The sequence below is a fragment of the Cohnella luojiensis genome (genome assembly GCF_004564235.1).
GTDB lineage: Bacteria > Bacillota > Bacilli > Paenibacillales > Paenibacillaceae > Cohnella > Cohnella luojiensis.
Genome location: NZ_SOMN01000002.1, coordinates 260936 through 286968 on the forward strand (window position 1 = coordinate 260936; position 26033 = coordinate 286968).

Below are 26033 nucleotides of genomic sequence, written 5' to 3' on the forward strand. Positions count from 1 at the left end.
AGCATGGAACGGAGGCAACGGCGGGATGTACATACGAGAGCTCCAAGTAGACGGATACGGGGCGCTTCACGGGTTGAAGCTCGAGCTGGAGGCGCCGATTACGGTGATCTATGGACCGAACGAAGCGGGCAAGAGCACGCTTCTTCGGTTTGTCCGCAGCATGCTGTACGGATTCCCGACGCGCAAAGATCCCGTCGAACGGGGAGAGCCCGTATTCGGGGGACGTCATGGAGGGAGGCTGCTCCTGAAGGATAGGGCGGGACGGGAGTGGCTGCTTGAGCGGTATGCCGATCGGGGTAACGAAATGACGCTTAGAGACGGCGGCGGATTGGAAAGAATGCTCGCGCAGCCGGAGTGGGAACGGCTTCTTCTCGGAGGAATATCGGAACGGCTATTTCGCCAACTGTTCTCCGTCTCGCTCAATGAACTGCATGAGCTTCGTTCGCTGCAAGGGGAGGAGCTCGGCAACTATTTATACCACGCTGGTCTGGCAGGAGGCTCTTCCTTGTCGGGGGCGCGGCGCCAGATCGGAGCGGAGATGGACCGTCTGTTCCGTCCCAAGGGGACCACGCAAGAGATGAACCGGCTGCTCGCCGCGATCAAGGAAACCGAGACGGCCATTCGCCAAGGCCGTGATAGGCTTCAGCACTATCGGGAAACCGAAGCAGCTCTCGCGCAGGTGGAGCAACAGCTGGCGTCGGCGGATAAGAGTCTGCCGGAGCTGCGGTTGCAAGCGGCGAAGTTGCAAAACGGTTACGATCTGCGCGAGTGGTGGCTTAAGCGGGAAACATTGCTAACGGAGGATTCCGAATTGCGCGGACAGCTGGCCGATCCCTCGGCTGCATTGATGCCGGAGGGCTCCTTCACGCGATGGAGCGGGCTGAAAACTAGTCGCGTCGAGGCTGCATCGAAGCTCGCTGAAGCACGAAGGGCGGTTGGCGAATTAAGATCCAATCTCGATCAACTAAATTGGGACGACGCTTGGGTATCTACCGTGCCGGAATGGGAACGCTTGGAGTCCATGAGGGAAGCTATATTGGCGAAGCGGGAGGAGAGAGCGGAGCTAGAGGCCGAACGCCGCTCTTTGGACGAGACCGTACAAAGCACGTTAGCTAGATTGTCGGCAGAGTGGGGCGAGACGGAGCTGCTATCCTTCGGCGGATTGGCCGCGGAACGCGAACAGGTTCGTAGACTGCAGCAATCGTGGGAAGAGGCCGAACGCGCATCCGTTAACTTGCAGGCTGAATTGCGCAGGCTGAACAGGCAGCAGGAGGTACTGCGGACGGAGATGGATAACGTCGCGGACCAGACGATGACTAAAGCTCCTAACGCTATATCATCGGGTTCAGGGCAAGTCTCCTCGCTCGGAAGCTTCATCCCTAAATCCAAACCTGCGCTGTTGCAAGCTTGGCATAACCTGGAGGATGCGCGAAGAGACTACGATCGGGCAAGAGTTAATGTTGCGCCTCCCCTGGCGTTGAACTCACGCTCAAACACATCTAAGGGGCATTTGCCGTTCATGCCCTTGATGACAGGCGGCCTAGCCGGCTTAGCAGGTGTTATTGGTTTGATACTTCCTTTCCTATTCGGTATTGAGGGTAATCCCTCTAAGTACATCTATATCCTATCTACTTGCGTATTGCTGTTAGCGGTAGTGCTGATGATTTATGCGTCTTATAATCGCTCTAGCAGAAATCCTAAAGAGAGTTCAACCTTATCCGGAGCCGCGGGCGACGATTACATAACCGGCTTAAAGCTGCATCATAGGCAAATGAATGAAAAGCTGCGACAGTTGATGAATGAACCGGAAGCGGCTGTTACGAAGTTGTTGCCGAATATACCGTTGGCAACGAATTCGATGGGGAGCCTACAGCAACCTGATTTAGAGGATACGATCTGGCAGCAGCTGCGAGAGGCTGTACACGAGCAGTTAGATAGGCTAGAGGAAATCGATCGAGGCAATTCGAAGCAACAAGAGCTGCATCAACGATTACAGGAGCTGCAGAGGGAACGCGAACTCGTAGAACGCGATTCGATAGCGCAAAGAGAGCGGATGGAAGAACTAACTGCTCGTTGGGAGAATTGGCTCCTTGAACGTAAGCTTCCCGTTCATCTAGCGCCTGAAAGCTTACCTGAGCTGCTAGGAATGGCCGAGCAAGGGCAAGCCGTGCTTCGGCAAAGGCAACGCTTGTCAGACCGCTCGGATACCTTGCTCAGAGCTATACGGGAGTTTGAGCAGGCTGCGGGGCAGCTCATGAAGATTTGCCCTCCGCCGAATGGCATCGGGGCGGATGCGGTGCAAGCCGTTCAGTGGCTTTACAAGGAAGCGGTCAGGCAATTTGCGGTCAAGGAAAAAGCCGAGCAGCTCATTCGGCAGTTAGCCAAGGCGAAGGTCGATGCGGAGGAAGCCAGTAAGGAGCTTGCAGCGATCGAGGGTCGCATGGCTTCGCTATTCCTAGAAGCGAATGTCGGATCGGAAGCGGAGCTGGAACAAAGGCTGCGAATCGATGAACGGTGCTTGGAATTGCGCAAGGAAGCCCGAGAAATTCAGCTTCGGCTGGAATCCGGAAGGGATCCCGAGGCGCAATCCCAGTTGTACGAGCTGCTCAGAACCTATGACGATGCTACGTTATCCTCGCTTCTAACTGAACAAAAGCTCTTATTAGAGGCGGAAGAAGAACGACGCTCGGAGCTGTTAGACCGGCGTGGACGGCTGACTCAGGATCTGGACCGGCAACGCGGCGAAGCGGAACTCGAGGATAAGGGTCAGAGGCTGAGAGAGCTTCAAAGCAAGCTAGAACTGTTGACCGAGCGTTATGCGATACTCGCGATCAGCGATCGGCTAATCGTCCGGACCAAGGCCGTATACGAGGAAGAGAAGCAGCCGGAAGTGTTGCAAACGGCATCGCGGTATTTCCGGCAGATGACGAACGGCGCTTATTCTCGTATCGTTGCCCCGGGGGACAGCAAAGCACTCTTAGCCGAGACGAATGATCGCCGGCTGATGGACAGCCTTTTCCTAAGCCGCGGTACGCAAGAGCAATTATACTTGGCCATGCGTTTCGCGCTTTGCGACGCAGCTTCTCCCGAGCAACCTTTACCGCTTCTATTGGATGACTTGTTCGTCCATTTCGATGAACAACGGTTGATCCAATCCCTCCCCGTTCTGGAGGATCTGTCCGAGATCAGGCAACTCATCCTTTTTACCTGTCATCGACATATCGCCCAGACGTTAGTTGCGGGGATTCCAGCAGCCCGGATGTTGGAGCTGAAGGGTTAGGCGGCAAGGTAAGATCGGGCGGACGAGTTCGATCCCGGCTAATAAGGAAGAGCCAGCCTAAGCTAAGCAATCCGAACATCGGATATAACGTGGATAACAAAGGTCCGAAACCGAATTGGCCGGCGAGAAAACAGAGAAACAGCAGAATCGCGGTGATCATCCATGGAGAAGCTTTCGTTCTCTCGTGAAGCTGCAGCGTTAAGCCGTAGATATCCGCGACGAGTGTCGTGAAGATTTCCATGAAGATCAGGAAGACGAAAATCCAATGAATCCAAGCGCCAAGCTCGCGGGCAATACCGCCCATCGGAATATCGAATTGCAAAATACCAGGCATCCGAGCGGATAAAGCGAAGTGGCCCGCGAGCAGCATTAAGCCGATTCCTATTCCCCCCATCCAAGCACCCCTCCGAAGGAGCTTCGTATCGCCGATGGAAGCTCCCAGAGGTACGAGTACCGCCTGGGACATGGAGAGGTTAAAAGCGGCGTACAGAAAAGGCGACAGCCAAGCCGCCCATGGAGAAATCTCGCTCGGACGAGCCATAAAATGGTCCGAGACAGGGGTACGCAGCGTCTCGTATACCAGGAATGCCGTGAAGCCGATCATGAGCGGAACGACGAAAGTGTTAATCGTTACAATCGCATTCATGCCCTTACGGAGCAGCATGAAGCATGCGAACATCGTGACTAACAGCCCGGTCTGATAACTCAGATTCAGATGCTCGGAGAAGATAGAGCCTGCACCGGCGAGCATGACCGCGTTGACGCCGAGCAGCACGATCAGCATTAAATGGCTAACCCATCGTCCGGTATGCTCCCCGAATAAATGCTTATTTAGGTCCTCGTAGGATTTCGCCTTCAGTTCCGCGGACAGCAGCATGACCTTGGCGCCAATCCAAACGAAAAATAACGTAGATACGATGATGAGATAAGGTCCCCAATGCCCGAAACGGGTAAAAAATTGCATCACTTCCCTGCCGGAAGCGAATCCCGCCCCGACGACAGTTCCAATAAACACTAGCGCTACTTGTATGCTTTTGGCCCATTGCCTCATATCACGGAACCTCCCGCACGAACTTGTCCTTCGCTTCCTCTACTCTATGTTGCGTAACGTACAGGCATGACTTTTGGGTTTGCGGACTTGCTCAAGGGGAAAGATATTGTAAAATAGATACAGGACGATTCACGGTCCCGAGGGGGAGACGAATATCGAGGCGGGTGAGTGCTCCAACCGTCAAGGTTCGTTTCGGGCGCTGGTTTCCATTAGGAAGCTAGTGATGTGAGTTAACGACTACCCGGCCCGGGAGAATCGTCCGCGCGTTCCGGGCTTTAAAGGAGCTGCTTCATGATTAACGAACAAAAATGGCAACAACATCTGCGTAAGAAGCCTTACCTCGTGGATGCCATTGCGGGAAATTCCGCTATGCTGGTCTCGCTTGGACAATCGGGGAGATTGTACCGGTTATGGTGGCCGCATATTGATTATCCGCAGCATGCGGACGAGATTCGCACGGGCTTGAAGCTCGGATCTGCGCCGGGGGGCGTAACCTGGTTCGACGATCCCGATGCGGGTTGGAAACATGACGCGGATTATGTGGCTCGCACGAATGCGTACCGCGTAAGCTCCTCCCATCAGGAATTTCCGGTAACGGTGGAGCAGACGGATTTCGCCGTACCTGGACAACCTCTGATGGTTAGAGGGTATCGTCTTACCAACAACGGGCACGAAGCAAAGGATCTGGAATTTTACCACTATGGATCGTTCCATATCATGGACAATGAATTGTTCATGACGACAGAGTTCCAAAGCGAGCATGACGCGCTGCTGCATTTCCGCCATCAGTATGCTTTCGCCGTGGGCAGCTCGGAAGTATGCAGCGGATTTCAGGCAGGTCATGGTTCATGGCATGGCGCCTCTAACGGTTACTTAAACGGCAACCAGATCGACATGAAGCCGGACGGCGCTATGAAGTGGACCTTCTCGGCGATCGCTCCGGGCCAATCGGTGGAAATTCCCGTCTATATCGCTGCAGGACACTCTCGAGGAGAAGCGCTTGCCGCATTATCGTTGGCTAAGAGCCGTTCGTATTCTGAGTGGTACGCGGAGATGGAATCTTACTGGAAGACTTATTTGACCAGCGCGGCCCCTTGTCCAGGCGGCAATGAGGCCATCGTAGCCTTATACGAACGGTCATTGCTCGCCATCAAACTGATGGCCGATGAAGCTACGGGCACGATAGTAGCTGCTCCGGAATTCGACGAATATTATAGCCGCTGCGGAGGTTATGCCTATAGCTGGGGCCGCGATGCGGCATTCGTAACGACGGCATTTAACAAAGCGGGATTAGGCTCCTTATCGGAGAAGTTCTACGACTGGTCCATCACGGCCCAGGAGGCGGACGGTTCTTGGCAGCAACGCCACTTCCACGATGGAAGATTGGCTCCCCACTGGGGATTGCAGATCGACGAGGGCTCTTCGCTAATATGGGGAATGTGGGAGTATTACCTGCATTCCGGAGAGCAGGAGGCGTTCCTCGAACGCATGTGGCCTGCGGTGGAGAAAGGCGCGAAGTTCCTGATCCAGTACATCGACCCCGAAACGGGACTCCCGCTGCCGAGCAAGGATTTGTGGGAGGAACGAGAGGCGGAGCATACGTACTCGGCTGCGGCCGTGCACGGCGGGTTGACTGCCGCTGCATCGTTCGCCAAACGCAAAGGGAAAGATGAGCTCGCGGTCCAATGGAATCAAGCAGCCCGCCGCATTGCGGACTCTATCGAGGAGCGCTGCTGGAACGAAGAGAAGAGCTCCTATTACCGGGGGCTGAAGCTGACGGTTTCCAAGGAGACTTATGACCATGCAGTCTCACAGGGAGCAACCGGCTTTGTCGAACAACGGGATAAAGGCTATGAAAGGTTTGTCCTGGACTTCGACCCCGTCGTCGATATCAGCTTGCTTGGCATTAGCGTACCGTTTAATGTCGTTCCTGTAGATAGCCTGAGAATGGTCCGGACGGCGGATAAGATTGAACAGTTGCTCACCTCGCCGAATGTCGGGGGGATTAAGAGGTACGAGAACGATCCGTACATCGGAGGCAATCCTTGGATTCTGACCACGCTGTGGTTGAGCCATTTTAGAACTCTCCAAGGACGATACGAGGATGCAAGGCAATTGCTTGATTATGCCGTGAAGCACGTCACCTCATCCGGACTGTTGCCGGAGCAAGTGGATCAGCATACGGGCGAGACGGCTTGGGTCGTTCCGCTGACCTGGTCCCACGCGATGTTCGTGTTAGCCGTGCATATGCTTGCCGAGCGCGGCCAGCTATAAACCGCTGAGGATTTCAAAAAGAAAAATGGTTGGGCAGTGGATTTTTTTCCTGCCCAACCATTTTTTTTGGTCCTAATAATCCAGCTAGCTCAATTCAAATCAGGACGACTGCCCGTTACCAGGTAGACGACGTTCTCGCCGATATTCGTGGCATAATCCGCAATTCGTTCGATGTATCTGGCGACAAAGCAGAGCAGCATGGATTGATGGACCGTTTGTGGATTATCGCCCATAATCGCATTCAGATCATTGAATATTTGGGAAAACAAAGTGTCCACCTGGTCGTCATCCTTGGCCATTTTGTACGCCAAATCGACATTTTCGTGAATGAAGCATTGAATCGAATCTTGAATCATTCCGCTGGCAATTTCAGCCATGCGCGGCAGATCGATTAACGGCTTTATTAGCGTCTGCCCCTTGAGTCGCACGACAACCTTGGCGATATCGACGGACAAATCTCCCATCCGTTCCATGTCGGAGGATATTTTGAACCCCATCAGAATTCGACGCAAATCTTTGGCTACCGGTTGTTGCGTAACGATGAGTCTCGATCCGATTTCGAAGATCGTCTCTTCCTTCAGGTTAATCTCTTGATCCTCTTGAATAATTCGATTGGCATTCTCTGAGTCGACGTTGCTCAATGCTTCCATGGAATCGATCAACGCCCGCGATACAAGATCTCCCATTTGGGTCAAAAGCGTCGTAATCTCGTCCAGATCCTGATCGAACTCTTTCCTTTTCACCATCATGACGTTCTCCCCTTATCCGGCTCATCCAAATCGGCCGCTTATGTAATCTTCTGTACGGGGGTTGGAAGGGTTAGCGAACAGTTTTTGAGTTTCGGCGCATTCAATTAATTCGCCGTTCAGGAAAAACGCCGTTCGCTGGGAAACCCTTGCCGCCTGTTGCATATTATGCGTAACCATCACGATCGTATAACGGTCTTTTAATTCTTGCGTAAGCTCTTCGATTTTAAGCGTGGAAATAGGGTCTAGCGCCGAGGTAGCTTCATCCATAAGCAAGATATCAGGTTCCACCGCTAGAGCGCGAGCGATGCATAGTCGCTGCTGTTGACCTCCGGATAAGCCGAACGCAGATCGTTTAAGGTGATGCTGAACTTCATTCCATAGAACGGCGCTGCGCAAGCTGGCTTCCACGATTTCATCCAGCTTCTTGCGATCTCGAATGCCATGAAGCCTTGGTCCGTAGGCTACATTGTCATAGATGGACTTCGGAAACGGATTCGGTTGTTGAAATACCATGCCGACGCGCTTCCTGAGTGTTTCGACATCTACTTGGTTCGAGTAAATGTCGGTACCTGCGATCTTGATGGAGCCATCGATCCTGGTTCCCGGAATCATGTCGTTCATTCGGTTAAGAGTGCGGAGCAGCGTAGATTTTCCGCAGCCGGATGGACCGATGAATGCCGTAATGGAGCGCTCGGGAATGCCTAGGGTAACATTCCTCAAAGCCCGGACCTCTCCGTAATACAAGTTAAGTTCATTAATCTCAATCAGAGCCTCCATAAAGCGGTCATGCTCCTTTGAATAGGATTTACTAGCCTATATGTGTTTCTGAAACTTATTGCGCAGCAGGATGGCGGAAAAATTCATAAGCAGCAGTAATGCTAGAAGCACCATGATGCCCGCTGCGGCCAGCGAATGAAATTCTTCCTGCGGGCGACTGATCCAGTTGAAGATTTGGATCGGCATGACGGAGAAAGAGTCTTTCAAGCTGGATGGCAAGAAGCTGATATAGGTAAGCGCGCCGATCATCACAAGAGGAGCGGTCTCGCCGATCGCCCGGGACATAGCGAGGATAACCCCGGTTAGGATTCCCGGCATCGCGGAAGGCAGCACCGCTCGGGACACGGTCTGCCATTTGTCCGCGCCTAGCGCGAAAGATGCGTCTCTCCGGATTTTGGGAACGGCTTTAATCGCTTCCTGCGCGGAAACGATGATGACGGGAAGAACGAGCAGCGTCATCGTTAACGTACCTGATATCAAACTGCGCTCAAGGGCGAAGAACCGAACGAAAATCGTCAAGCCTAGGATGCCGTACACAATCGAGGGAACGCCCGCCAGCGTGCTAATATTCAATTGAATGAATCGGGTCGCCCGGTTTTTCTTCGCGTATTCTTCCAGGTAGATGGCAGCCCCGACGCCGAAGACGAACGAGATCGGCGCCATCATCAGCAGCATATAGATCGATCCGACTATGGCGGATTTCATACCGGCTTGCGCGGCCCGGCGCGAAGGGTAATTCAAGAACAACTCCGGCCTTATATACCGGAATCCGTCGACAACGATGCTCACGATGAGCACGGCCAGCGCGACAATGCCTATCGATGTGCACAAGAGAAACAGAAGCCGCAGCATAAAGTCGATGCGGCGGCGCATCAATACCCTTTTGTGGTCGTCGGCGGTCGTCCATTGGTTCACGATCAATACTCCTCCCTAAAGCGCAATGAAAGTCGTTTCGCCGCTATGTTAAGGATTAGCGTGATGACGAACAGCGTCATCCCGACGGCGAATATCGTGCCGTATTCCACCGAGCCGTGCGGCGTATCGCCCAGGCTTACCTGAACGATATAAGCGGTCATCGTCTGTATGCTATCGAGCGGATTTAAAGTCAATTTCGGCGTCGCACCCGCGGCGACGGTTACGATCATGGTTTCCCCGATCGCCCTGGAAAAGGCAAGGACGAACGCAGAGATGACGCCGGAGAGCCCCGCAGGGAGAACGATCTTTAGTACGGCTTCAAACCGGGTGGCACCTAGAGCGTAGGCCCCATCCCTAAGGGAACGGGGAACGGCAAGCATGGCGTCTTCGCTTAAAGAGCTCACCATCGGAATGATCATGATGCCGACCACGATTCCCGCACTGAGCGCGTTGAATATAGGCAAATTCGGAATCATGCTGCGCAGTAAAGGCGTCATGAACGTCAAGGCGAAATAACCGTATACGATGGTTGGCACTCCGGCAAGCACTTCAAGGATCGGTTTGATGATTTTACGCACCGCTCTCGGAGCGTATTCGCTTAAGTAGATAGCGGCTGCAAGTCCGATCGGGAGGGCCACGATGCAGGCGATGAACGTTATGAGCAACGTACCGCTGATCAGAGGCCATATCCCGAAAGATTTGGGCGCCATCAACGGATTCCATCGGGATTGGGTCAGAAAATCGCTCAAAGGAACGATGGTGAAGAATCTAATCGTCTCCGAAAGCAACGTATACACGATTCCTACGGTTGTCAGGATGGAAGTCGCCGCGCAGAGAAATAAAATCACGGGCATCGCCTTATTCGTAAGACTGGTGCGTTCGTTACGAAAACGAATCATTTCAGCTTGGCCTTCTGTTCCGCGTATTTTTCATCCGGGAGCGGGATATAACCGACCTCTTCGGCTAGCGTCGGCACGTTGTCCATGGCGAAATCGACGAAAGCTCTGACTTCGGGACGACCATACTCCTTTTTGTTGACATATATGAAGAGTGGACGAGAAAGAGGAGAGTAGCTGCCGTCCTTGATCGTATCGCGCGAAGGCGTAATTGGACCTTTGCCGCCGTCGATCGGAACAATCTTCAGCTTGTCGGCATTCTCTTCGTAATAAGCGAAGCCGAAATAACCGATCCCGTATTTGCTGCCTGCAACCCCTTGAACCAACGTGTTATCGTCTTCGCTTAAAGAAACGGCTTCATCGCTGCGCAAGCCCTTTTTGTCAAGAATGACTTCATTGAAGTAGTCGAAAGTTCCGGAGTCGGCTCCCGGGGAGAAAATCAATATTTTCTCGGCTGGCCATTCCGGGCGGACATCCTTCCACGTTTTTGCGGTATTCTCGGATCCGAAGATTTTGGTTAGCTCATCGATCTTCAGGTGATCTACGAAATCATTCTCTTTGCTTACGACAACGGAAAGGCCGTCATATGCGACCGCTAGATCCATGAACTCGATTCCTTTTTCCTGACAGGACGTTTTCTCTTCGTCTTTTATCGGACGCGATGCGTTACTGATGGCTATCTCTCCCGTGCAAAAACGCTTGAATCCGCCGCCGGTTCCAGAGACGCCAATTGGGGCTTTGATGTTTGGCTGCTCTTTATTAAACTCTTCGGAGATGGCCTCCATAATCGGGAATACCGTGCTGGAGCCATCGATTTCAATTTGACCGGATAGTTGAGCCGTTTCGGCTGGCGAATCCGTATCGGTTGGCGAAGGTGTTGCACCTTCATTCGTGGCGTTGTTTGCGCAGGCAGATATAACCGCCAAAAGCAACAAGGCAATGACTAACCCTGCTTGGAGACGAATGCGTGTGCGTGAGTTCATATAAACCACCCCTTGATTTTCTTCGGTTCAGTGAATTCTATTCCAGAACGGTTTGTAGGTTTTACCAAAGTGAGGATATTCATTCCAGCAACGCAAAAAAAAGCAAAGCCGGCAGGCTTTGCTTTTTTAACGATTCAGAATGTATAAAATATCGCTATCCATTTCTGAATCGTCTCCGACATAAACCTTTGTCGCCATCCCAAGGACGGCGATAGCCGTTTATGCTTGCGAATCCCATTCTTTATTGAATTTCTCTGCCGAGAAGCTTCAAGGACAATACCTTCTGGGTGTCGGGATCGAGATCCAACTTGATCCAACCGCCGGCTACCTCCACGCTGAGAACGTTTGTTTGCGCATCGGATTCGATTCCGAGCAGCTCTGATGCTTGCGTTCCGTCCATTCCGCAAAACAAGCCTAGGATTCCCGTTCCTTCTTTGGCCGAAACGATTTCAACGTATACTACTTTATTGCTCTCGTTCAGTCCGATGGAAAAGCCATCCGCATATTCCCATATGTCGATCGTTATTTTATCTCCCGGAAGAGGGTAAGTGTCTATGGGTAAACCGTATTTCCGTATGACGTCTTTATCGGAGGCGCCAAGCTTGATACCGGCCAAAGAAGGCGATTTGGGCTCGAAGGCTTGATCGGAAGCAGTGACGGGTTCTGTCGACTGAGGTTGAATGGTAGAAGCTTCGACAGCAGGAGTAGAGACTGCAGGGTCTATTTCCGGTTTTTCATCCTTAACATCCGAAGGTAATGGCGAAGCCGCAATTTCTTGCGATGGAGAATTCGTTCTCGTGTCAACCTTATCCTTTTGCGGAGGTGTTAGTACGGGTAAAGTGATTGCTGGCGGATCGCCCGATTCCTGAGCCGCTGGTTGTTCCGTAAGGGATGAACTGCAAGATACCAAGCTTGCGGACAGCAAGAGCGAGCCCCAGATTTTAAGTTTCGCATGAAAATATCTATGCATGTTCAACCCTCCTCGTCATTTGCCTACTCTATATAAGACATTACAAAAGATGGAAAGTTTCGTGTTTGTAAAGTTTTTTTGGGAAATCCTCCTTTTGTCGCATCTAGTCGCAGTTTGTCAGGACTAAAGTCATGAGTTTCATTGCACTTTATGGCCTATGGTTGTCTTCAATAAATCAATATCCTATTGTTGCGCGCGCGAAAAGGATATGGTACGTTAGACGGAAAAGACAACGGTGGTGGAGAAGACGATGGATATTCTCAAGGAGAGGATTCTAAAGGAAGCAAGCGTCATTAACTCAGGGGTGTTGAAATTGGATTCTCTGCTTAACCATGGCGTCGATCCGCAGTTGACGATGGAGATGGGCAAAGAGTTCGCAGCGAGATTCTCCGAGTTGAAAATCACGAAGGTGATCACGGTAGAGTCGTCGGGGATACCCGTCGCATTTGCTACCGCGTTGCAGCTTGGAGTACCGCTCGTGTTCGCCCGCAGGAAGAAAACGTTGCTTGGGGAACCGGACGCTTATTGCGAAAGGGTGCCCTCGTTCACGAAAGGCATTGTTACCGATTTGATCGTTTCTCGCCATCTGTTATGCGCCGAGGATTCCGTTTTGTTCATCGACGACATTATTGCCAACGGCGATGCCGCGCGAGGGTTAATCAAAATCATTGAGCAATCCGGAGCGGCGTTGCAAGGAATCGGTATCGTTCTCGAGAAGTCCTTCCAAGCCGGGGGCAGAACGCTTCGAGAGCTGGGCTATCGGGTAGAAACGTTAGTTAAGATCCAATCGCTGGAAGATAACACCATTACTTTTGGCGATTAATAATAGGGCTATGAACATCCTTTCCCAATTAGAATTCATTGTCGTATAATAGGGTTAACCTGCGCTTGGGGAGGCGAACAGCAAATGGAAAACGGAAATCAAGTAAACTTGTCGGCCGATTTTTTTCTGAATAAGCTGGAAGAGTCCAAAGTACATTTCGAACGAGCGCTCGACTGCAAACACACGGAGTTCGACGACCTGTATCCATACATGATCGAACACCCGCAATTTTTCTGGTATAAACGTTATGTGGCTTGGTCTGAATTGCTCACGGTCGTAAAGCTATGCGAAGAGCTCGATCTTCCATGGACGGAACGATTCGCGACTCATCAAGCGGAATATGTAAGCAACCGGGTCATGTCCAGCAAGGTTTTGGATTTCTGGTATGAGACGAACGATACGAGAGAGCACGTCGGGTGACGAGTCGGTGCTGCTTGCGAACCAATCCCGGGGAACCCGCACGGACATAGGTCCTGGCGGGTTTTTCCGCTAAATAGAGGAGGAAGGTTAAAGTGATGAACGATGATCTGTTGGACAACTATCGGGTCGAGGGAACGAAAGTCAGAGTCGTTAGGGACGCACTGGAGCAAAATGACGTAGTCGGTATCGTTGTGGCGTGGGATGACGAGCATCTGCTCATTCGGCGGCCGAACCGAAAGGTCGTGAAGGTCAAACGAGGCTACTCTTTACAGCCTGCTAGCGAACCTCGCCAATGGTCCGATGAATAAAATATCCGCTCGCGAGGGAGATTAGAGGAGATTACCAGCTTTTCAGGTACTTGGCCATCTAATCCATATGCTAGCGGAGGAATACGTTATGACTTTAATGGAGAAAAAAGTAAGGCAGTACAAGGAGAATGCCGCTGGCTTGGCAGGCATTCTGCCTCAAGTAGCCAACGCTTACGAAAGCTTCACTGGACGGTGCCTTGAAGACGGCGAACTGGATGCGAAGACAAAACAGCTTGTCGCTCTCGGCGTCGCGTTGTTCGCGAATAACGAGGTGTGCACGTATTATCATGTCCAGGCGGCACGGGATTTAGGCGCGAGCGATCTTCAGATCATGGAGACGGTTGCCGTAGCTTCCGCCGTAGCTAGCGGCCATGTGCTGTCCCAAGGGGTTATTCGGGTTCAAGGCGCGCTGCAAGGCGAACAGAATGCGGCTTCGAACGGAAATCTCCAGTTTAACGCCTTTCAGGATACGGAATTCGCGGAGGAAGAACCGGAAGCACCGGGCATGAGCATTCCGGGTGGAAATGCGGTATCGCCGTCTTACTAGCTCGCATTAACTGAATATTTGAACTTCCTTGCTAGGCTTGACTTCGCTTTGAACCCCGTGCTATTATAAGTAACGTGATTGCGACAAGGTTACCATTCAACGCGGCAACGCGGTGCAGGAAATCCCAATATCACTTATGCATGCGGCCATGGCGGAATTGGCAGACGCGCTAGATTCAGGTTCTAGTGGTGTAACAGCCGTGGAGGTTCGAGTCCTCTTGGCCGCACCATACATACAATCCCGAAACCCCTTACTCAGTAAGGGGTTTTTATTTTTCTTGAGTTAGAATTTCATGGGGTGATCTTAACCTGTCTCGGATAAAATATCGTTGTGGGGACGGATTGGGGACGAAATTATTGGGGCAAGAAAACTGGGGACGTTTATTATTTTATTTCGCCTTGGGATTAAACCTGTCAAGTCTCTCTGCTGTTGCTCTGCTGTGTTTTTTGGTGACGTGAGCATATATCTCAGATGTAGTCTGGGAAGATGAATGCCTCAATCGTTTCTGGATGGCTTTCATGGATGCCCCATCCTCGAGAAGCAGTGTCGCATTGGTATGCCGCAAACCGTGTAATGTGACGTACCGAAATCCATGTTTCTTGCAGAATTGTTTCCACATATCCGTGGGGGTAGTGTGGTAGTAAGGTTTCCCAAAGCCTCTATGGAATACAAATTGCCGCTCTCCGCCTAACCACTTATTCATTAGCTTCATTTTATTGATTTTCCACTCTTTCAAATACTCCTTGAGCTCATCCATGTACCAAACAGGCATGTCCACGAAATCAGCTGACGCTTCATTTTTTGGGTCATCAATTATGGCAATGCCCTGCTTTGTCAGAGATATGCTTTCATCAACTCTTAAACGGTTATTCTCGAAGTCACAGTCGGGTATCTCTAATGCCGTGAGCTCTCCGCGCCTAAAACCCCCAAGCATTGCTCCTAGGAAGTACAGGCGCCATTTAGTCGCCTCTGTGTAAAGAGCACGGATTATAGAAATGGTCTCATCTTCTTCATAGTAGTTCTTCCGAGCTTCTTTTGCCCTCTTTTCAACCTTATCAAGCTTGGGTCTCTTAACACCATCCAACGGATTGACCTTAATAAGAGACCATTCTACTGCACATGAGAAGACACATTGAGCAACGTCGAAGATATATTGAACGGTTCTTGATGATAATTTGTCACCGCGCCCATCTTTTCGTGCGCCTGGTTGCAGTAGGGCATGGAAAAGGTTTACTAGCTTCATCGTCTTGATTTCATCAAGTCTCAGATGTCCTAGCACAGGTACAAGATGGTTTTTGACGTGAGTGGTGTACGCTTCATATGTGGTACTTTTTAATTCCCGTACCGCAAACTTTGGAATCCATTCCTTCTCATAGAATTCATTGAATGTCATTTTTGCGGGTTTAATATATTCACCAGCTTCGACTTCTCTCTTAAATCCTAGCAGCTCATCGTTAAGATAATCTCGAAGCTTTTTTGTTGTTTTTAGAAGGGCTTCATCTTCAATTTTAATAGTTCGGCTTTCTTTAATTCTCTTACCATTCGCATCGTAACCTGCCTCGACAATTAAGCGCCAAGAGTTTACACCACGTTTCTCAATAGAAGCCATTGGATCTCCTCCTCAAAATAATAATCTGCATAGTCTAGCTACGTTAGAAGGGAAGCTTAAAATCTTCAGTAGCTACTCTCGAACTTCCTTTCCAATGATTTAAGTGACCCCTCTGTAAGTAGGTAGTTTCCGACCCACAAATAATACAATGCCTCGCATTTCCGTCAGCAATTGTACCGCATTCGCCATCAACGTTACCGAACCTATCAAATGTCGGTCCCGCGCATTTATTTATCAAGTATGTACCACAGATTTTGCAATGCTCGCCTGAGTCATGAAGCTCCTCATTGCTGCACACTGGACAGGTTTGCGGTCTCCCATTTTCATCTAGATCATAACCATCGTATACCATTTCTGTTGCTCCTTTTCGAATTAGTCGGCTGTACGAACAAATAGGGCAGAATTTTGCTTCGTGGTGAGTAAAACTATATCTGCAGTTAGGGCAAGATTTACTGTGTTTCTGTTTGTAGATGAAGTGTTGAAACAAGTCAATTATCTTACCATTGTTAAGATATGTTCTCCCCATTCTAAGACCCGTCCAAAAAAATTTAAGAACATTCTCTGCTGCCGGATAAGATAAATGACAAAGCTCGGATACTCTGTGGGCATCTAACTGCCCTAAGGCGTTTAGTACGTGAGGAGGGGCTAGCAACGCTCTAGCAAAACAATTAGCTTCCTTCTCAATTAATTCATACTGATGCTTCGCTACCGGGTTTCTAGCGATTATTTCTCGATCAATTTTCTGGTGATGTTTAAGTATATAGTGCCCGAGCTCGTGTGCAATGGTGAACCTAATATGGCCTGCGCTTTTAACTGTGTCATTATAAAGGATCATATATTGTTTACTCTTAACCATTTCAAGGCAAACGCCGCTATCACTCTGGTAAAGAGCACAAACATCTCTAATTTCCAAATCATTTTTCTGAGCAAACCAAGTGTAAGTCTTTACCCTGAGATTTTTAAAAGATTTATAGATAGTTTCAAGGGAGATAGGGAGTTCACTGATATTGAACTGTTGTAATAGAGTCAAAGCTACGAACTCTGCGTGGTCATAATCAGGCCTACCTTTAATCATCCTCAGAGAAGGCCTCCTCAAATGCTGCTTTGATCATGTTTAACATTTTCTTCTGATCATTTGAAGACATATTTCTTGCAGCTCTTTGGATAGCTCTGATCTCAGGAGTATCTTCAATTCCATTTCTGCTGTTTATTTGTTCAGGGTCATCAGTACGTCCTAACAAGTAGTCGGTAGATGTTTTTAGTATATCTGCTAAGGTCTGCAGATCTTCACTTGTAGGGGTAACTCGGTCATTCTCAATATGACCAAAATTAGATCTACCCATAGTAAGTCGATCGGCCATATCCTGCTGTGTGAAGTTTCTTTTCAACCGTAACTCCTTGATTCTACTTCCTAGAGACATTATAAATACCCTCCAATTAAAATATGGTATTAAAAATACTTGACGGTATTGAAAATACCCAATATAATTGGAGACATATCCCACAAAACCTGAAGAGGGGGTGTACACTATGAGAGGTCAAAAGAGGGATAGTCTCCGTGAAGCAAGAAAAGCTAAGGGTTTAACGCAACTAGAACTCGCTCAGCTTGTCGGCGTCACACTTGAACATATAAAGAGTCTCGAGTATGGTCGGGTAAACCCAAGTACCCAACTTATGTTCAAAATCTGTAATGCTTTAGGATCTACGCCACAAAACCTTTTTGCAGATGTGGTCTGCGCTTAGGTCTATTATTACTACCCATTTAGTATTATATGTGCTCATCATGGTATTGTCAATACCATACAGATCGGTCAATTTTTTTTGGTATTCAGGGTATTTATAATACCTTTAATTGCAAAGGAGGGTAGCCATGTCAGCTGACAAGATGTTCGCTAGTTTGATTGCTGAGATGGAGGAACGAATTTACCACAGAGTAATGGGTGAACTGAAAACTCATCAACCTGAAGAGCGTCGGCTTTCGATTGTTGAAGCAGCTGAATTTCTAGGAGTATCGCCGGAGACGGTTCAAAGAATGTGCAAACAAAAACAGATTCCACATATCCCTCTTGGTGCTGCCGGCTCTAAGAAACCTAGGGTAGTGTTCAGTTCCTTGACGCTGTTTGAGTATATCAGGCAAAAAGAGCGTGAAAGTATTTCTTGAGAGGAGGTGAAAACGGATGTTACTAGCACTAATAACCGGCACCATTGTACAACGTTTCACAATTTTTGTAAATCAGGAGGTCCATATGCTGAGATCAAAGCTAGGCGGACACTATGCCGGCATCGGCACTCATCGGGCATTCATCGAGGATGAGACGATGTACGAGGACCAGAAGGAGCACGCGGTTCGACTCCCTTCGGATCATCTCAAAGGGGAACGGCTCGTGGCGATGTCCGGGCCCGTGATCAGCTACAACGTATTTCAATTGCTTCCAGACTGCAAAGTCTGCGGGCATAGGATGGACGGCAAGTTCCTCCAGAAGTGGAACGATCGGGACGTATGCAAGCCATGCATTACCGAATTGACCGCGGAGGTGCCTCACATTGAGTACAGCCATTAAGCCTGAAGCGCGGGACCTCGACGCGGATCTAGCGATCTGCGAGGCGGCGACGCGTGGTCCGTGGATGTGGACTTGGAACGGTCTATGCCTATCCCCCGAAGGTGCAGTAGACTCCGGCGATTATGTTGCATGGCTGCAGCACTCAGAGGGTCCAAACGATGAAGATCGAAAATTCATCGCCGACGCTCGCGCAGGCTGGCCGTATGCAATCCGCCGTTCCCAGGAAGCTGAACAGGAGAACGACAAGCTACGTGACGAGATCAACTTGCTCCAAGAGCAATTAAAGCAGCACCGAAGCCACTGCTTCGATTAATTCATACACCAGGAGGATTCACGCACATGTCTATTCAAATCATCATTAACGGCGAGAACGCCGAACACGCACTTATCGAATTATCCGCTTTCTCTGCTGGCTTAACAGGCGGACAAGCTGTCGCGTCAGTTGCACAGGAAGCACCAAAGGCTCCGCGTACACGTTCGACTCCGAAGCCGGAAACAGTTAAGGCGGACGAGCCTGTTCAGAACAAGCCGGACTCCGAACCGGAAGCTTCGCAAGAGGAAGAGCAGCACCAATCCGATCCTGAACCATCCGATGATGAAGCCCCGATCCCGACTGATGTGGATCTGCGTGCGGCAGCTCAGGCGAAGGGCGCAGAGGGCGCCGACAAAAAGGCCTTGATCAAACCTCTGCTGACGAAATTCGGCGTGTCGAACGTTACTGCCGTTCCTGCCGATCAACGAGTCGCGTTCCTTGCGGAACTGCAAGCACTATGAGTCAAGTCGCACATGCTGAACGCGCTCACGCTTTACTAGGCGCATCCAAGGCGGCGCAATGGATATCATGCCCGCCAAGCGCCCGGGTGCAAGAGAGCGTCCCAGACAAGAGGAGCGAGTACGCCGACGAGGGGACACTGGCGCATGAGCTGTCGGAGATCAAGTTGCGGCGCCGTCTGCTCCCTTGTAATTCGGCAGAGCGCAAGCGACTCGATAAGGAGCTCGAGAAGGTCAAGGCTAATCCGATGTACGGTCCCGAGATGGAGAACGCCGTGAACGATTACGTCGAGATCGTCGAAGAACGGTTTATGGCCGCTAAGGCTCGATCTGTCGATGCCGTCATTCTGCTAGAGGAAAAGCTAGATTTCACCGAATGGGTTCCAGAAGGCAAAGGCTCCGGGGACGTGGTCCTCATAGCTGACGGTGTACTGGAAGTCATCGACCTGAAGTATGGCAAGGGCGTTCCGGTTAGTGCGGAAAACAATCCGCAGATTCGTCTCTATGGCCTTGGCGCTTGGTCAGCTTACAACTATCTCTACGACATTCAAGATGTTCACATGACCATCGTCCAGCCGCGTCTTGACTCTATCAGTACTGACATTATGCCGGTTAGTGAATTAGTAGAGTGGGCGGAGACGGTTGTCGGTCCTGCAGCCTTATTGGCTGATGTCGGCGAGGGCGAATTCAAGTCTGGAGACCACTGCCGCTGGTGCAAGGTGAAAGGCAACTGCCGCGCTCGAACGGATGAGAACATGAAGGCTCTAGCTTACGAGTTCAAAGACCCGGCGCTACTTAGCCCGGACGAGATCGGTTCGATTCTCTTTGTTGCTGAGCAGCTAAAGGTCTGGGCAAAGGATGTCGAGGAACACGCATTCGAACAAGCTAAGAACGGCATACGCATTCCTCTGTGGAAGCTTGTCGAGGGCCGGAGCAATCGAGCTATTACGGACAAGGAAGCCGCGAAGAAGGCGCTGGAAGCCGCTAAGGTTGACGCGTCGAAGTACCTCAAGCCGCAGGAGATGTACAGTATCGGTGATCTGGAGAAGAACGTCGGTAAGAAGGATCTGGCGACATTGCTTGATGGCTTGATCGTTAAACCGACCGGAAAGCCAGTTCTCGTTCCAGAGTCGGACAAGCGCCCGGAATTGAACAGCATTGACAATGATTTTGCAGGCGAAGATTTTGAAAACTAAACCCACATTCAAAGGAGCAATCACACCATGGCATCTGATAACACAACAAAAATGGTAACAGGTAAAGCGCGTCTCTCTTACGCAAATATCTGGGAGCCGAAGGCAAACGATCAAGGACAATTGAAATACGGCACGGCAATTCTGATTCCGAAATCTGATAAGGAGACTCTTCGGAAGATCAAAGAGAAAGTGGACGCGCTTAAAGCCGAGGCAACGACGAAGTACAAGGGTAAGCTTCCGCCGAACTTCAAGCTTCCACTTCATGACGGAGACGAAGAGAAACCAGAGGATCCGAACTATGCAGGCCACTTTTTCCTGAATGCTTACGCGAATAACAAGCCGGGGATTGCAAAGCCGGTTGGTAGGGATACGGATGGGAAAACGAAGTTTCAAGAAATCACGGATACGACGGAAGTCTACTCCGGCTGCTTCGCAAGGGTGTCTATTAATTTTTACCTTTTCGACAACAAGAGCAAGGGTATCGGCGTCGGGCTGAACAATATCGTTAAGGTTCAGGATGGCGAGTCGTTATCTGGACGCTCGAGCGTCAATGCAGACTTTGCTGACGAGGACTTCGACGATGTTGACGGAGACGATGACGAAGATTACATGAGCTAATTATTTAAGAGTGGGGATTCCGCAAGGGTCCCCTTTCTCTATCACAACTTATAGGAGGAAGACATAAATGCCTAAAACTATAAACGAATTCGTTCAAGTTGCACATCACAACGCTATCAACAAAGGATGGTATGAAGAGCCTCGAACATTTAGTGAAGTGATTGCGCTTATGCACTCGGAGCTTTCTGAGGCATTGGAAGACTATCGAAAGGGCCGGGGGTTTACGGAAATTTGGTACGAGAAAGAAAATGACTTAGGCATCGTATTTGCTCAAGGCAAGCAGCCTGCTCCTGAATGGAAGCCTTGCGGTATTCCATCCGAACTGGCGGACACTGTTATCCGGATCTTTGATACTTGCGGGCATCTTGGGATCAATCTGGAGGCGGCGATCCGGGAGAAGATGGCCTACAATGCTACTCGACCGATTCGGCATGGGGGCAAGATGCTGTGACCGTCCTCCAAATCGACATCGAGACATACAGCAGCATCGACCTAATTAAATCCGGCGTTTACCGATACGTCGAAGCGGCGGACTTCGAAATCTTACTGTTCGCCTACGCTTACGATGACGAGCCAGTCACGGTTATCGACCTAACAGCTTTCGAGGATCTGCCTGATTTCATCTTGCACGATCTGACTGATCCCGGAGTCATCAAGACGGCCTTCAACGCAGCGTTTGAAAGGACTTGTATTGCGAAGCATTACGGCATCGTCTGCGATCCTGTCCAGTGGCGGTGTACTTCGGTCCATTCTTTATCTCTAGGGTTGCCCGGCAACTTGGGAAGCACGGCTACGGTTCTTAATCTGGTCGCCCAGAAGGACACGAAGGGTAAAGCCTTGATCAAGTATTTCTCCGTCCCGTGTAAACCGACTAAAGTTAACGGTCAACGTGAGCGGAATTATCCGCACCATGACCCGGAGAAGTGGGAGGATTACAAGTCCTATTGTGTGCAGGACGTTGTCGTCGAGCGGGCAGTCCGTAAGAAGCTAGAACGCTTCCCGGTGCCGGAGAAGGAATGGCGGCTATGGGCGCTCGATCAACGGATCAACGATCGCGGCGTCCGTCTCAACCGGGCATTCGTAGAGAACGCGATCGCCTGCGGAGCCCAGTGTAAGGAGCGCATGATTGAAGAGGCGAAGGAGTTGACGGGGCTCGACAATCCAAACAGCGATGCACAGCTCAAGGTGTGGTTATCAGAAAACGGGTTAGAAGCTGACAGCCTAGCTAAAGAGTTTATGGACATTCTGCTAGATGCCGCGCCAAGTGAAGAGACGCGAAGGGCTCTCGAGCTCCGGCAGGAAATGGGCAAGACAAGCAACAGTAAATACGATGCAATGGCTCGTACGATCTGCGCCGACGATCGCGTTCGGGGGATCTTGCAATTCTGCGGGGCTAACCGGACATGGCGCTGGGCGGGGCGGATCGTGCAAATGCATAACCTCCCGCAGAACCATCTTAAGGACTTGGAACTTGCGCGGGAGACGTTGCTTAACGGCGAATTCGATTTTCTCGAAATGCTGTTCGGCGCTCCGCCGTTTGTTATGTCTCAGCTAGTCCGTACCGCGCTTATTCCGTCCGATGGATGCCGTTTCATCGTCTCCGACTTCGCGGCTATCGAGGCTCGCGTCATAGCGTGGCTTGCGGACGAGCTCTGGGTGCTGGACGTATTTCAGGGACACGGAAAGATATACGAGGCGACAGCGGCTCGCATGTTCGGCATCGCGTTCGAGTCCATCGTTAAAGGGCACGAGAATTATCGCTTTCGCGCTCCAGGTAAAGTAGCGACACTCGCTTGTGGATTCGGTGGCGGAAGGGCTGCTCTTGAGAAGATGGATAAGGGCAAGGAGATTCCAGAGGATCAGTACGAGGGCTTGGTCAAGCAGTGGCGGCAAGCGAATCCGAATATCCGGAAGCTTTGGTATCGTGCCGAGGATGCAGCTATGGAAGCGGTACGGATGAAATCGACGGTTAAGTTGGCGCACGGTGTGCAGTATCGGTACGAGGCTGGAACCTTGTTCGCGGACTTACCAAGTGGACACAGCCTCGCGTACCCGCAAGCGGCGATTAAGCTTGATACCAAGTTCGACAAAGACGGACTGACCTTCTTCGCGCAGGATGACCGGAATCAATGGTCACAGCAACGCACGTGGGGCGGAACGCTTGTCGAGAACTTGGTACAAGCCATCGCCCGGGATTGTCTGGCTGAGAGCCTAATGCGACTAGATAAAGCCGGCTATGTCATTCCGCTACACGTACACGATGAGGTCGTGCTTGATGTGCCGTGGGAAAATGATGTGCTTGTTGATGACGTGACATCGATCATGAGTCGGCCTATTGACTGGGCGCCGGGATTACCGCTTAAGGCGGCAGGCTTTGAGACTGATTTTTACATGAAGGATTAGAACGTTAGCGTCCATGTGTCCCCGTTTGACAACGGATCTTGCAAAGCAAATTTTTCCTTTAAATCGTCAACTAATCCTTCCAGATTCCCTTTCACAATACGACATTCAATAGTTCCATAGTGAATGTGCTGTTGAGATTCGATGTTAAAAGCCGAGCCGGTAGTCAAGGTATAACCGCGTGGATCAACTTTTATGATCTCGTAGTTAATATTTGCAAGCAAATGATTCGCGACTGCCGAAGTCATAGCTTCCAGAGTAGTAACCATGCAAGTGTTTTCATCGATTCGCTTAATAGCGATTTCCATAGTAATCCTCCTAGTAGAAAGTGACTCTATTATATGATTTCAGGCAAATATTAACAACCATACAAAGGTGATTATATGAACCAACTTGATCTATTTGCTGGTATCGGTGGGATCAGTTTAGCGGCGGAGTGGGCGGGCATCGAAACCGTTGCCTTCTGCGAGAAGGAGCCGTTCGCTCAAGATATTCTCCGCCGCCGTTTCCCCGGTCGCCCAATATACGATGACGTTTATAACTTAACGCGGGAGGTGCTCGAACATGACGGAGTTATTAGTAGCGAGAGAGGCATCGACATCGTGGCAGGTGGCTTCCCCTGTCAACCTTTCAGCAATGCGGGCAAGCGGACAGGTACGGATGACGACCGCTATCTCTGGCCGGAAATGTGCAGAATCGTTGGAGAGGTTAGACCCACTTGGGTATTTGCTGAAAATGTTGATGGACTCGTCAGTATGGCTCAGTCCAGTTGGGACAGTGTCTTGGAAGACGAAACAACAATTTGCGAAGAAGCGGAAATGGTCATCGAAACAATCCGGAAAGACCTTGAAGCAATCGGGTATCGATCCATCCCAATTGTTATACCAGCTTGCGGTGTCGGTGCCTCGCACAGGCGGTACCGGATCCTCATTGTGGGCAACACCGAACACACTGGACAACATGGGGCAACGTTCGGACGAGGCACTGATAAGGCAGGCGACTACGACCCGAAAAGGCAGAACGAAGCCAGCCAATCTTCGGGAGCAAGTGGATCAGAGGACGATGAGGATGTGGCCGTCTCCTCAGACGAGGGATTATCGCAGTGGGGATGTTCCGGGATCACCGAGAGCTGTTCGGAAACAGGAACAGGGGTGGAGTCCGAATCTGAACGATGCTGTTCTTTGGCCGACACCGAGAGCGAACGATGCAGAGAAGCGTGGGAACATCGCGAACGATCCGAGGAACGGTCTTCCAGCGGCGGTTTTATGGCCGACACCGACAGCATCAGAGATCACGGCTCGAGAGAATATCAAGGTAACAGTAACGGGACGCAGAAAGACGAAAAGCGGCGGGAGTCACAGCATAGACCTGCCTACGAGTGTAAAGATGTGGCCGACACCTCAAGCGGGGGACGATCGGGATCGAGGCAATTTATCCAATCCAGCGATTCAGCGAAGGGTCGAGAACGGAAAACAGGTAAATCTATCGATGTGCGTTTCCGAGAAGAGCGGGCAGCTCAATCCGGAATGGGTGGAAGCCCTTATGAACTTTCCGATTGGTTGGACGGATGGGGAATGAATCCGCTGGATTCCCTCATTAACTTTATTGCCTCTTACCCGCAGCCAGCTTTAATGGGGCAAGAGCAATTCGAGTGGGAGCCGCCACGGGTGGCGACGGGGGTGAAGAACAGGGCAGGGCGCTTGAAGGCATTGGGTAATGCGGTTGATCCGCTTCAGGCGCTTCCGGTTTTATACGGGATCAAGGTTTTGAATATGTGCCTTGGAAGAGTCAAATAGCATAACTGATGTGATTACTTCTTCGTTCTATATTGCATCATTGCATCTCTATTTTGGGAAAGGAAGTAACCAACGGCGTCGTCGGCAAAGGCAATAAAGTTGTTCATGAGATCGGATAGGACACGAAGTTTGGAATTGAACTCGTCATCATTCGGTTCTGCACCAAAAATCAGGTGAAATAAAATTTCGTCAGCGAAGTAGTAACTTACGTCAGTTCGTCGGTTACCATCTGCCAGAAAAGAAGTCCTGAGATCACCAAGAACAGATAAATCATGGATAAGCTCCTGCTCAAACTTTTTCTTCGGTTTCCCTTTTTCCCCATCGTAGTAATGAAAAGAATTATTTCTGATTGGCATGAGTGAGCCTTTAACAAGGGAATCCGGATTATTAAATTCATCATTCAGATCCATAATCATCTTGTAAGTTTCTTGATTTTCAAGACTAAGTCGGCTTACGAATGCTTTAACTTGTTTATCGTTTCGGAATAGATAGAGTAGCATGATTGCTTCCCTAAGATGAGAAGTGCCCAACCGAAAAAGATAGAAGTTTTCTCCGAGAGGCGCATTTCGCTCGAGGGAGCCAATCAAGCTTCTGGTCACATACAGGAGGTCGTTCCTAGCATTTGCAAGCTTGATTATCCAACGAGATAAAGACTCCTCAGGCTTGAAGACGTTTTTCATTAGAAACTTCCATTCATAGTGGGTGCCCAAGTAATTCACTCCTGTTCGATTCGCGGATAACTAAATAGTTGGATGGGTTATCAATGGACACCTAATAATGGAAAAACCCTTCAAATATGAAGGGTCACACCAATCGCGGTGCTAATCAGTCCAATGGTCGCGAGTAGCACCCGCGGAGTGATGTTGAGCTCAAACGTATCTTTCGACATTTTGATATTCATTTCCTACGCTCCTTCACATGGTATTTCCAACAAAGACGGTTTGACCCTCGCAGTAATGCTATGAAAAATCTCTGCGAAGACCGACCTTGTTGCCCAAACAACGAAAATAATTGGTTGGGTATGTATGGGGAGCCTGTTAAAGAGTCTACCAATATTTTGAATTTTAGTGAATACGGAACATTTGTTTG

Annotated in this window: 27 protein-coding genes, 1 tRNA gene and 1 pseudogene; 17 read left to right on the top strand and 12 right to left on the bottom strand. The window is 50.3% G+C overall.

The window, feature by feature from the left end; all coding sequences use genetic code 11:
- Positions 1-25: 25 nt before the first annotated feature.
- On the top strand, positions 26-3280 hold the full coding sequence (locus tag E2980_RS03180; RefSeq protein WP_135150672.1) for an AAA family ATPase: 3255 nt from the start codon (positions 26-28) through the stop codon (positions 3278-3280).
- On the opposite strand, the gene E2980_RS03185 is transcribed toward E2980_RS03180, so the two are convergent.
- The gene (locus E2980_RS03185; protein WP_240702829.1) at positions 3204-4331 is read right to left on the bottom strand and encodes a YkvI family membrane protein; all 1128 of its coding nucleotides are present in this window, start codon (positions 4329-4331) and stop codon (positions 3204-3206) included. The genes E2980_RS03180 and E2980_RS03185 overlap by 77 nt on opposite strands.
- 291 nt (positions 4332-4622) lie before the next feature.
- On the opposite strand from E2980_RS03185, the gene E2980_RS03190 reads away from it, so the two are divergent.
- Positions 4623-6605 (top strand): glycoside hydrolase family 15 protein, encoded by a 1983-nt coding sequence (locus tag E2980_RS03190; protein WP_135150673.1) that lies wholly within the window; start codon positions 4623-4625, stop codon positions 6603-6605.
- An 89-nt stretch (positions 6606-6694) separates the two neighbouring features.
- Here the strand turns inward: E2980_RS03190 and phoU are convergent, their stop codons facing one another.
- The 6 genes from phoU to E2980_RS03220 all read right to left on the bottom strand — a co-directional run bounded on the left by phoU (position 6695) and on the right by E2980_RS03220 (position 11895).
- The gene (gene phoU, locus E2980_RS03195; protein ID WP_135150771.1) at positions 6695-7351 is read right to left on the bottom strand and encodes a phosphate signaling complex protein PhoU; all 657 of its coding nucleotides are present in this window, start codon (positions 7349-7351) and stop codon (positions 6695-6697) included.
- A gap of 24 nt (positions 7352-7375) precedes the next feature.
- Positions 7376-8131, bottom strand: coding sequence for a phosphate ABC transporter ATP-binding protein PstB (gene pstB / locus E2980_RS03200; protein ID WP_135150674.1), 756 nt, complete (start codon positions 8129-8131; stop codon positions 7376-7378).
- A gap of 36 nt (positions 8132-8167) precedes the next feature.
- Positions 8168-9004 carry a phosphate ABC transporter permease PstA gene (gene pstA, locus E2980_RS03205; RefSeq protein ID WP_135150772.1) on the bottom strand — a complete coding sequence of 279 codons (837 nt, stop codon included), beginning with the start codon at positions 9002-9004 and terminating at the stop codon, positions 8168-8170.
- Positions 9005-9048: 44 nt separating this feature from the next.
- Positions 9049-9945 (bottom strand): phosphate ABC transporter permease subunit PstC, encoded by an 897-nt coding sequence (gene pstC / locus E2980_RS03210; RefSeq protein WP_135150675.1) that lies wholly within the window; start codon positions 9943-9945, stop codon positions 9049-9051.
- A complete protein-coding gene (locus E2980_RS03215) occupies positions 9942-10925 on the bottom strand; it encodes a PstS family phosphate ABC transporter substrate-binding protein (protein WP_135150676.1) in 984 nt (327 codons plus the stop codon). Before E2980_RS03215 ends, pstC begins: the two co-directional genes overlap by 4 nt.
- Before the next feature lie 241 nt (positions 10926-11166).
- Complete coding sequence (locus E2980_RS03220; RefSeq protein ID WP_135150677.1) at positions 11167-11895, bottom strand: hypothetical protein; 729 nt, start codon at positions 11893-11895, stop codon at positions 11167-11169.
- Between the two features lie 250 nt (positions 11896-12145).
- On the opposite strand from E2980_RS03220, the gene E2980_RS03225 reads away from it, so the two are divergent.
- The 5 genes and pseudogenes from E2980_RS03225 (at position 12146) to E2980_RS03245 (ending at position 14222) form a co-directional block, all read left to right on the top strand.
- Positions 12146-12718, top strand: a complete 573-nt coding sequence (locus E2980_RS03225; protein WP_135150678.1) for a xanthine phosphoribosyltransferase — start codon at positions 12146-12148, stop codon at positions 12716-12718.
- An 84-nt stretch (positions 12719-12802) separates the two neighbouring features.
- Positions 12803-13138 (top strand): hypothetical protein, encoded by a 336-nt coding sequence (locus E2980_RS03230; RefSeq protein WP_135150679.1) that lies wholly within the window; start codon positions 12803-12805, stop codon positions 13136-13138.
- A 95-nt stretch (positions 13139-13233) separates the two neighbouring features.
- On the top strand, positions 13234-13446 hold the full coding sequence (locus E2980_RS03235; protein ID WP_420808601.1) for a hypothetical protein: 213 nt from the start codon (positions 13234-13236) through the stop codon (positions 13444-13446).
- Between the two features lie 88 nt (positions 13447-13534).
- Positions 13535-13861, top strand: a pseudogene (locus E2980_RS03240) (carboxymuconolactone decarboxylase family protein); the annotation flags it as partial.
- Positions 13862-14135: 274 nt separating this feature from the next.
- A tRNA-Leu gene (locus E2980_RS03245) sits at positions 14136-14222 on the top strand.
- Positions 14223-14381: 159 nt separating this feature from the next.
- Here the strand turns inward: E2980_RS03245 and E2980_RS03250 are convergent.
- Genes E2980_RS03250 through E2980_RS03260 form a run of 3 tightly spaced genes read right to left on the bottom strand, consistent with a single transcriptional unit; the run spans position 14382 to position 17023 of the window.
- On the bottom strand, positions 14382-15602 hold the full coding sequence (locus tag E2980_RS03250) for a tyrosine-type recombinase/integrase (protein ID WP_135150682.1): 1221 nt from the start codon (positions 15600-15602) through the stop codon (positions 14382-14384).
- Between the two features lie 43 nt (positions 15603-15645).
- On the bottom strand, positions 15646-16677 hold the full coding sequence (locus tag E2980_RS03255; protein ID WP_135150683.1) for an ImmA/IrrE family metallo-endopeptidase: 1032 nt from the start codon (positions 16675-16677) through the stop codon (positions 15646-15648).
- Positions 16670-17023: a helix-turn-helix domain-containing protein gene (locus tag E2980_RS03260; protein WP_135150684.1), complete on the bottom strand. Its 354-nt coding sequence runs from the start codon at positions 17021-17023 to the stop codon at positions 16670-16672. Before E2980_RS03260 ends, E2980_RS03255 begins: the two co-directional genes overlap by 8 nt.
- A gap of 109 nt (positions 17024-17132) precedes the next feature.
- Between E2980_RS03260 and E2980_RS03265 the strand changes: the two genes are divergently transcribed.
- The 9 genes from E2980_RS03265 (at position 17133) to E2980_RS03305 (ending at position 23151) form a co-directional block, all read left to right on the top strand.
- Positions 17133-17345, top strand: a complete 213-nt coding sequence (locus E2980_RS03265; protein ID WP_135150685.1) for a helix-turn-helix transcriptional regulator — start codon at positions 17133-17135, stop codon at positions 17343-17345.
- A 127-nt stretch (positions 17346-17472) separates the two neighbouring features.
- A complete protein-coding gene (locus tag E2980_RS03270) occupies positions 17473-17763 on the top strand; it encodes a helix-turn-helix domain-containing protein (protein ID WP_135150686.1) in 291 nt (96 codons plus the stop codon).
- Positions 17764-17848: 85 nt separating this feature from the next.
- Complete coding sequence (locus tag E2980_RS03275; RefSeq protein WP_135150687.1) at positions 17849-18163, top strand: hypothetical protein; 315 nt, start codon at positions 17849-17851, stop codon at positions 18161-18163.
- Positions 18147-18476, top strand: coding sequence for a hypothetical protein (locus E2980_RS03280; protein ID WP_135150688.1), 330 nt, complete (start codon positions 18147-18149; stop codon positions 18474-18476). Before E2980_RS03275 ends, E2980_RS03280 begins: the two co-directional genes overlap by 17 nt.
- Positions 18477-18502: 26 nt before the next feature.
- The gene (locus tag E2980_RS03285; RefSeq protein ID WP_135150689.1) at positions 18503-18937 is read left to right on the top strand and encodes a hypothetical protein; all 435 of its coding nucleotides are present in this window, start codon (positions 18503-18505) and stop codon (positions 18935-18937) included.
- A complete protein-coding gene (locus E2980_RS03290; protein WP_135150690.1) occupies positions 18934-20130 on the top strand; it encodes a DUF2800 domain-containing protein in 1197 nt (398 codons plus the stop codon). Before E2980_RS03285 ends, E2980_RS03290 begins: the two co-directional genes overlap by 4 nt.
- A gap of 27 nt (positions 20131-20157) precedes the next feature.
- Complete coding sequence (locus E2980_RS03295; protein WP_135150691.1) at positions 20158-20748, top strand: DUF2815 family protein; 591 nt, start codon at positions 20158-20160, stop codon at positions 20746-20748.
- Between the two features lie 67 nt (positions 20749-20815).
- Positions 20816-21199, top strand: coding sequence for a nucleoside triphosphate pyrophosphohydrolase family protein (locus tag E2980_RS03300; RefSeq protein ID WP_135150692.1), 384 nt, complete (start codon positions 20816-20818; stop codon positions 21197-21199).
- Positions 21196-23151 (top strand): DNA polymerase family A protein, encoded by a 1956-nt coding sequence (locus tag E2980_RS03305; protein WP_135150693.1) that lies wholly within the window; start codon positions 21196-21198, stop codon positions 23149-23151. The genes E2980_RS03300 and E2980_RS03305 overlap by 4 nt, the downstream gene beginning before the upstream one ends.
- Here E2980_RS03305 and E2980_RS03310 read toward each other — a convergent pair.
- Positions 23148-23456, bottom strand: a complete 309-nt coding sequence (locus tag E2980_RS03310; RefSeq protein WP_135150694.1) for a hypothetical protein — start codon at positions 23454-23456, stop codon at positions 23148-23150. The two genes, E2980_RS03305 and E2980_RS03310, sit on opposite strands and share 4 nt — an antisense overlap.
- Before the next feature lie 75 nt (positions 23457-23531).
- Between E2980_RS03310 and E2980_RS03315 the strand changes: the two genes are divergently transcribed.
- Entirely contained in the window at positions 23532-24944 is a 1413-nt protein-coding gene (locus E2980_RS03315; RefSeq protein WP_135150695.1) for a DNA cytosine methyltransferase, read from the top strand.
- Between the two features lie 14 nt (positions 24945-24958).
- Here the strand turns inward: E2980_RS03315 and E2980_RS03320 are convergent, their stop codons facing one another.
- Positions 24959-25654, bottom strand: a complete 696-nt coding sequence (locus E2980_RS03320; protein WP_135150696.1) for a hypothetical protein — start codon at positions 25652-25654, stop codon at positions 24959-24961.
- Positions 25655-26033 lie beyond the last annotated feature (379 nt).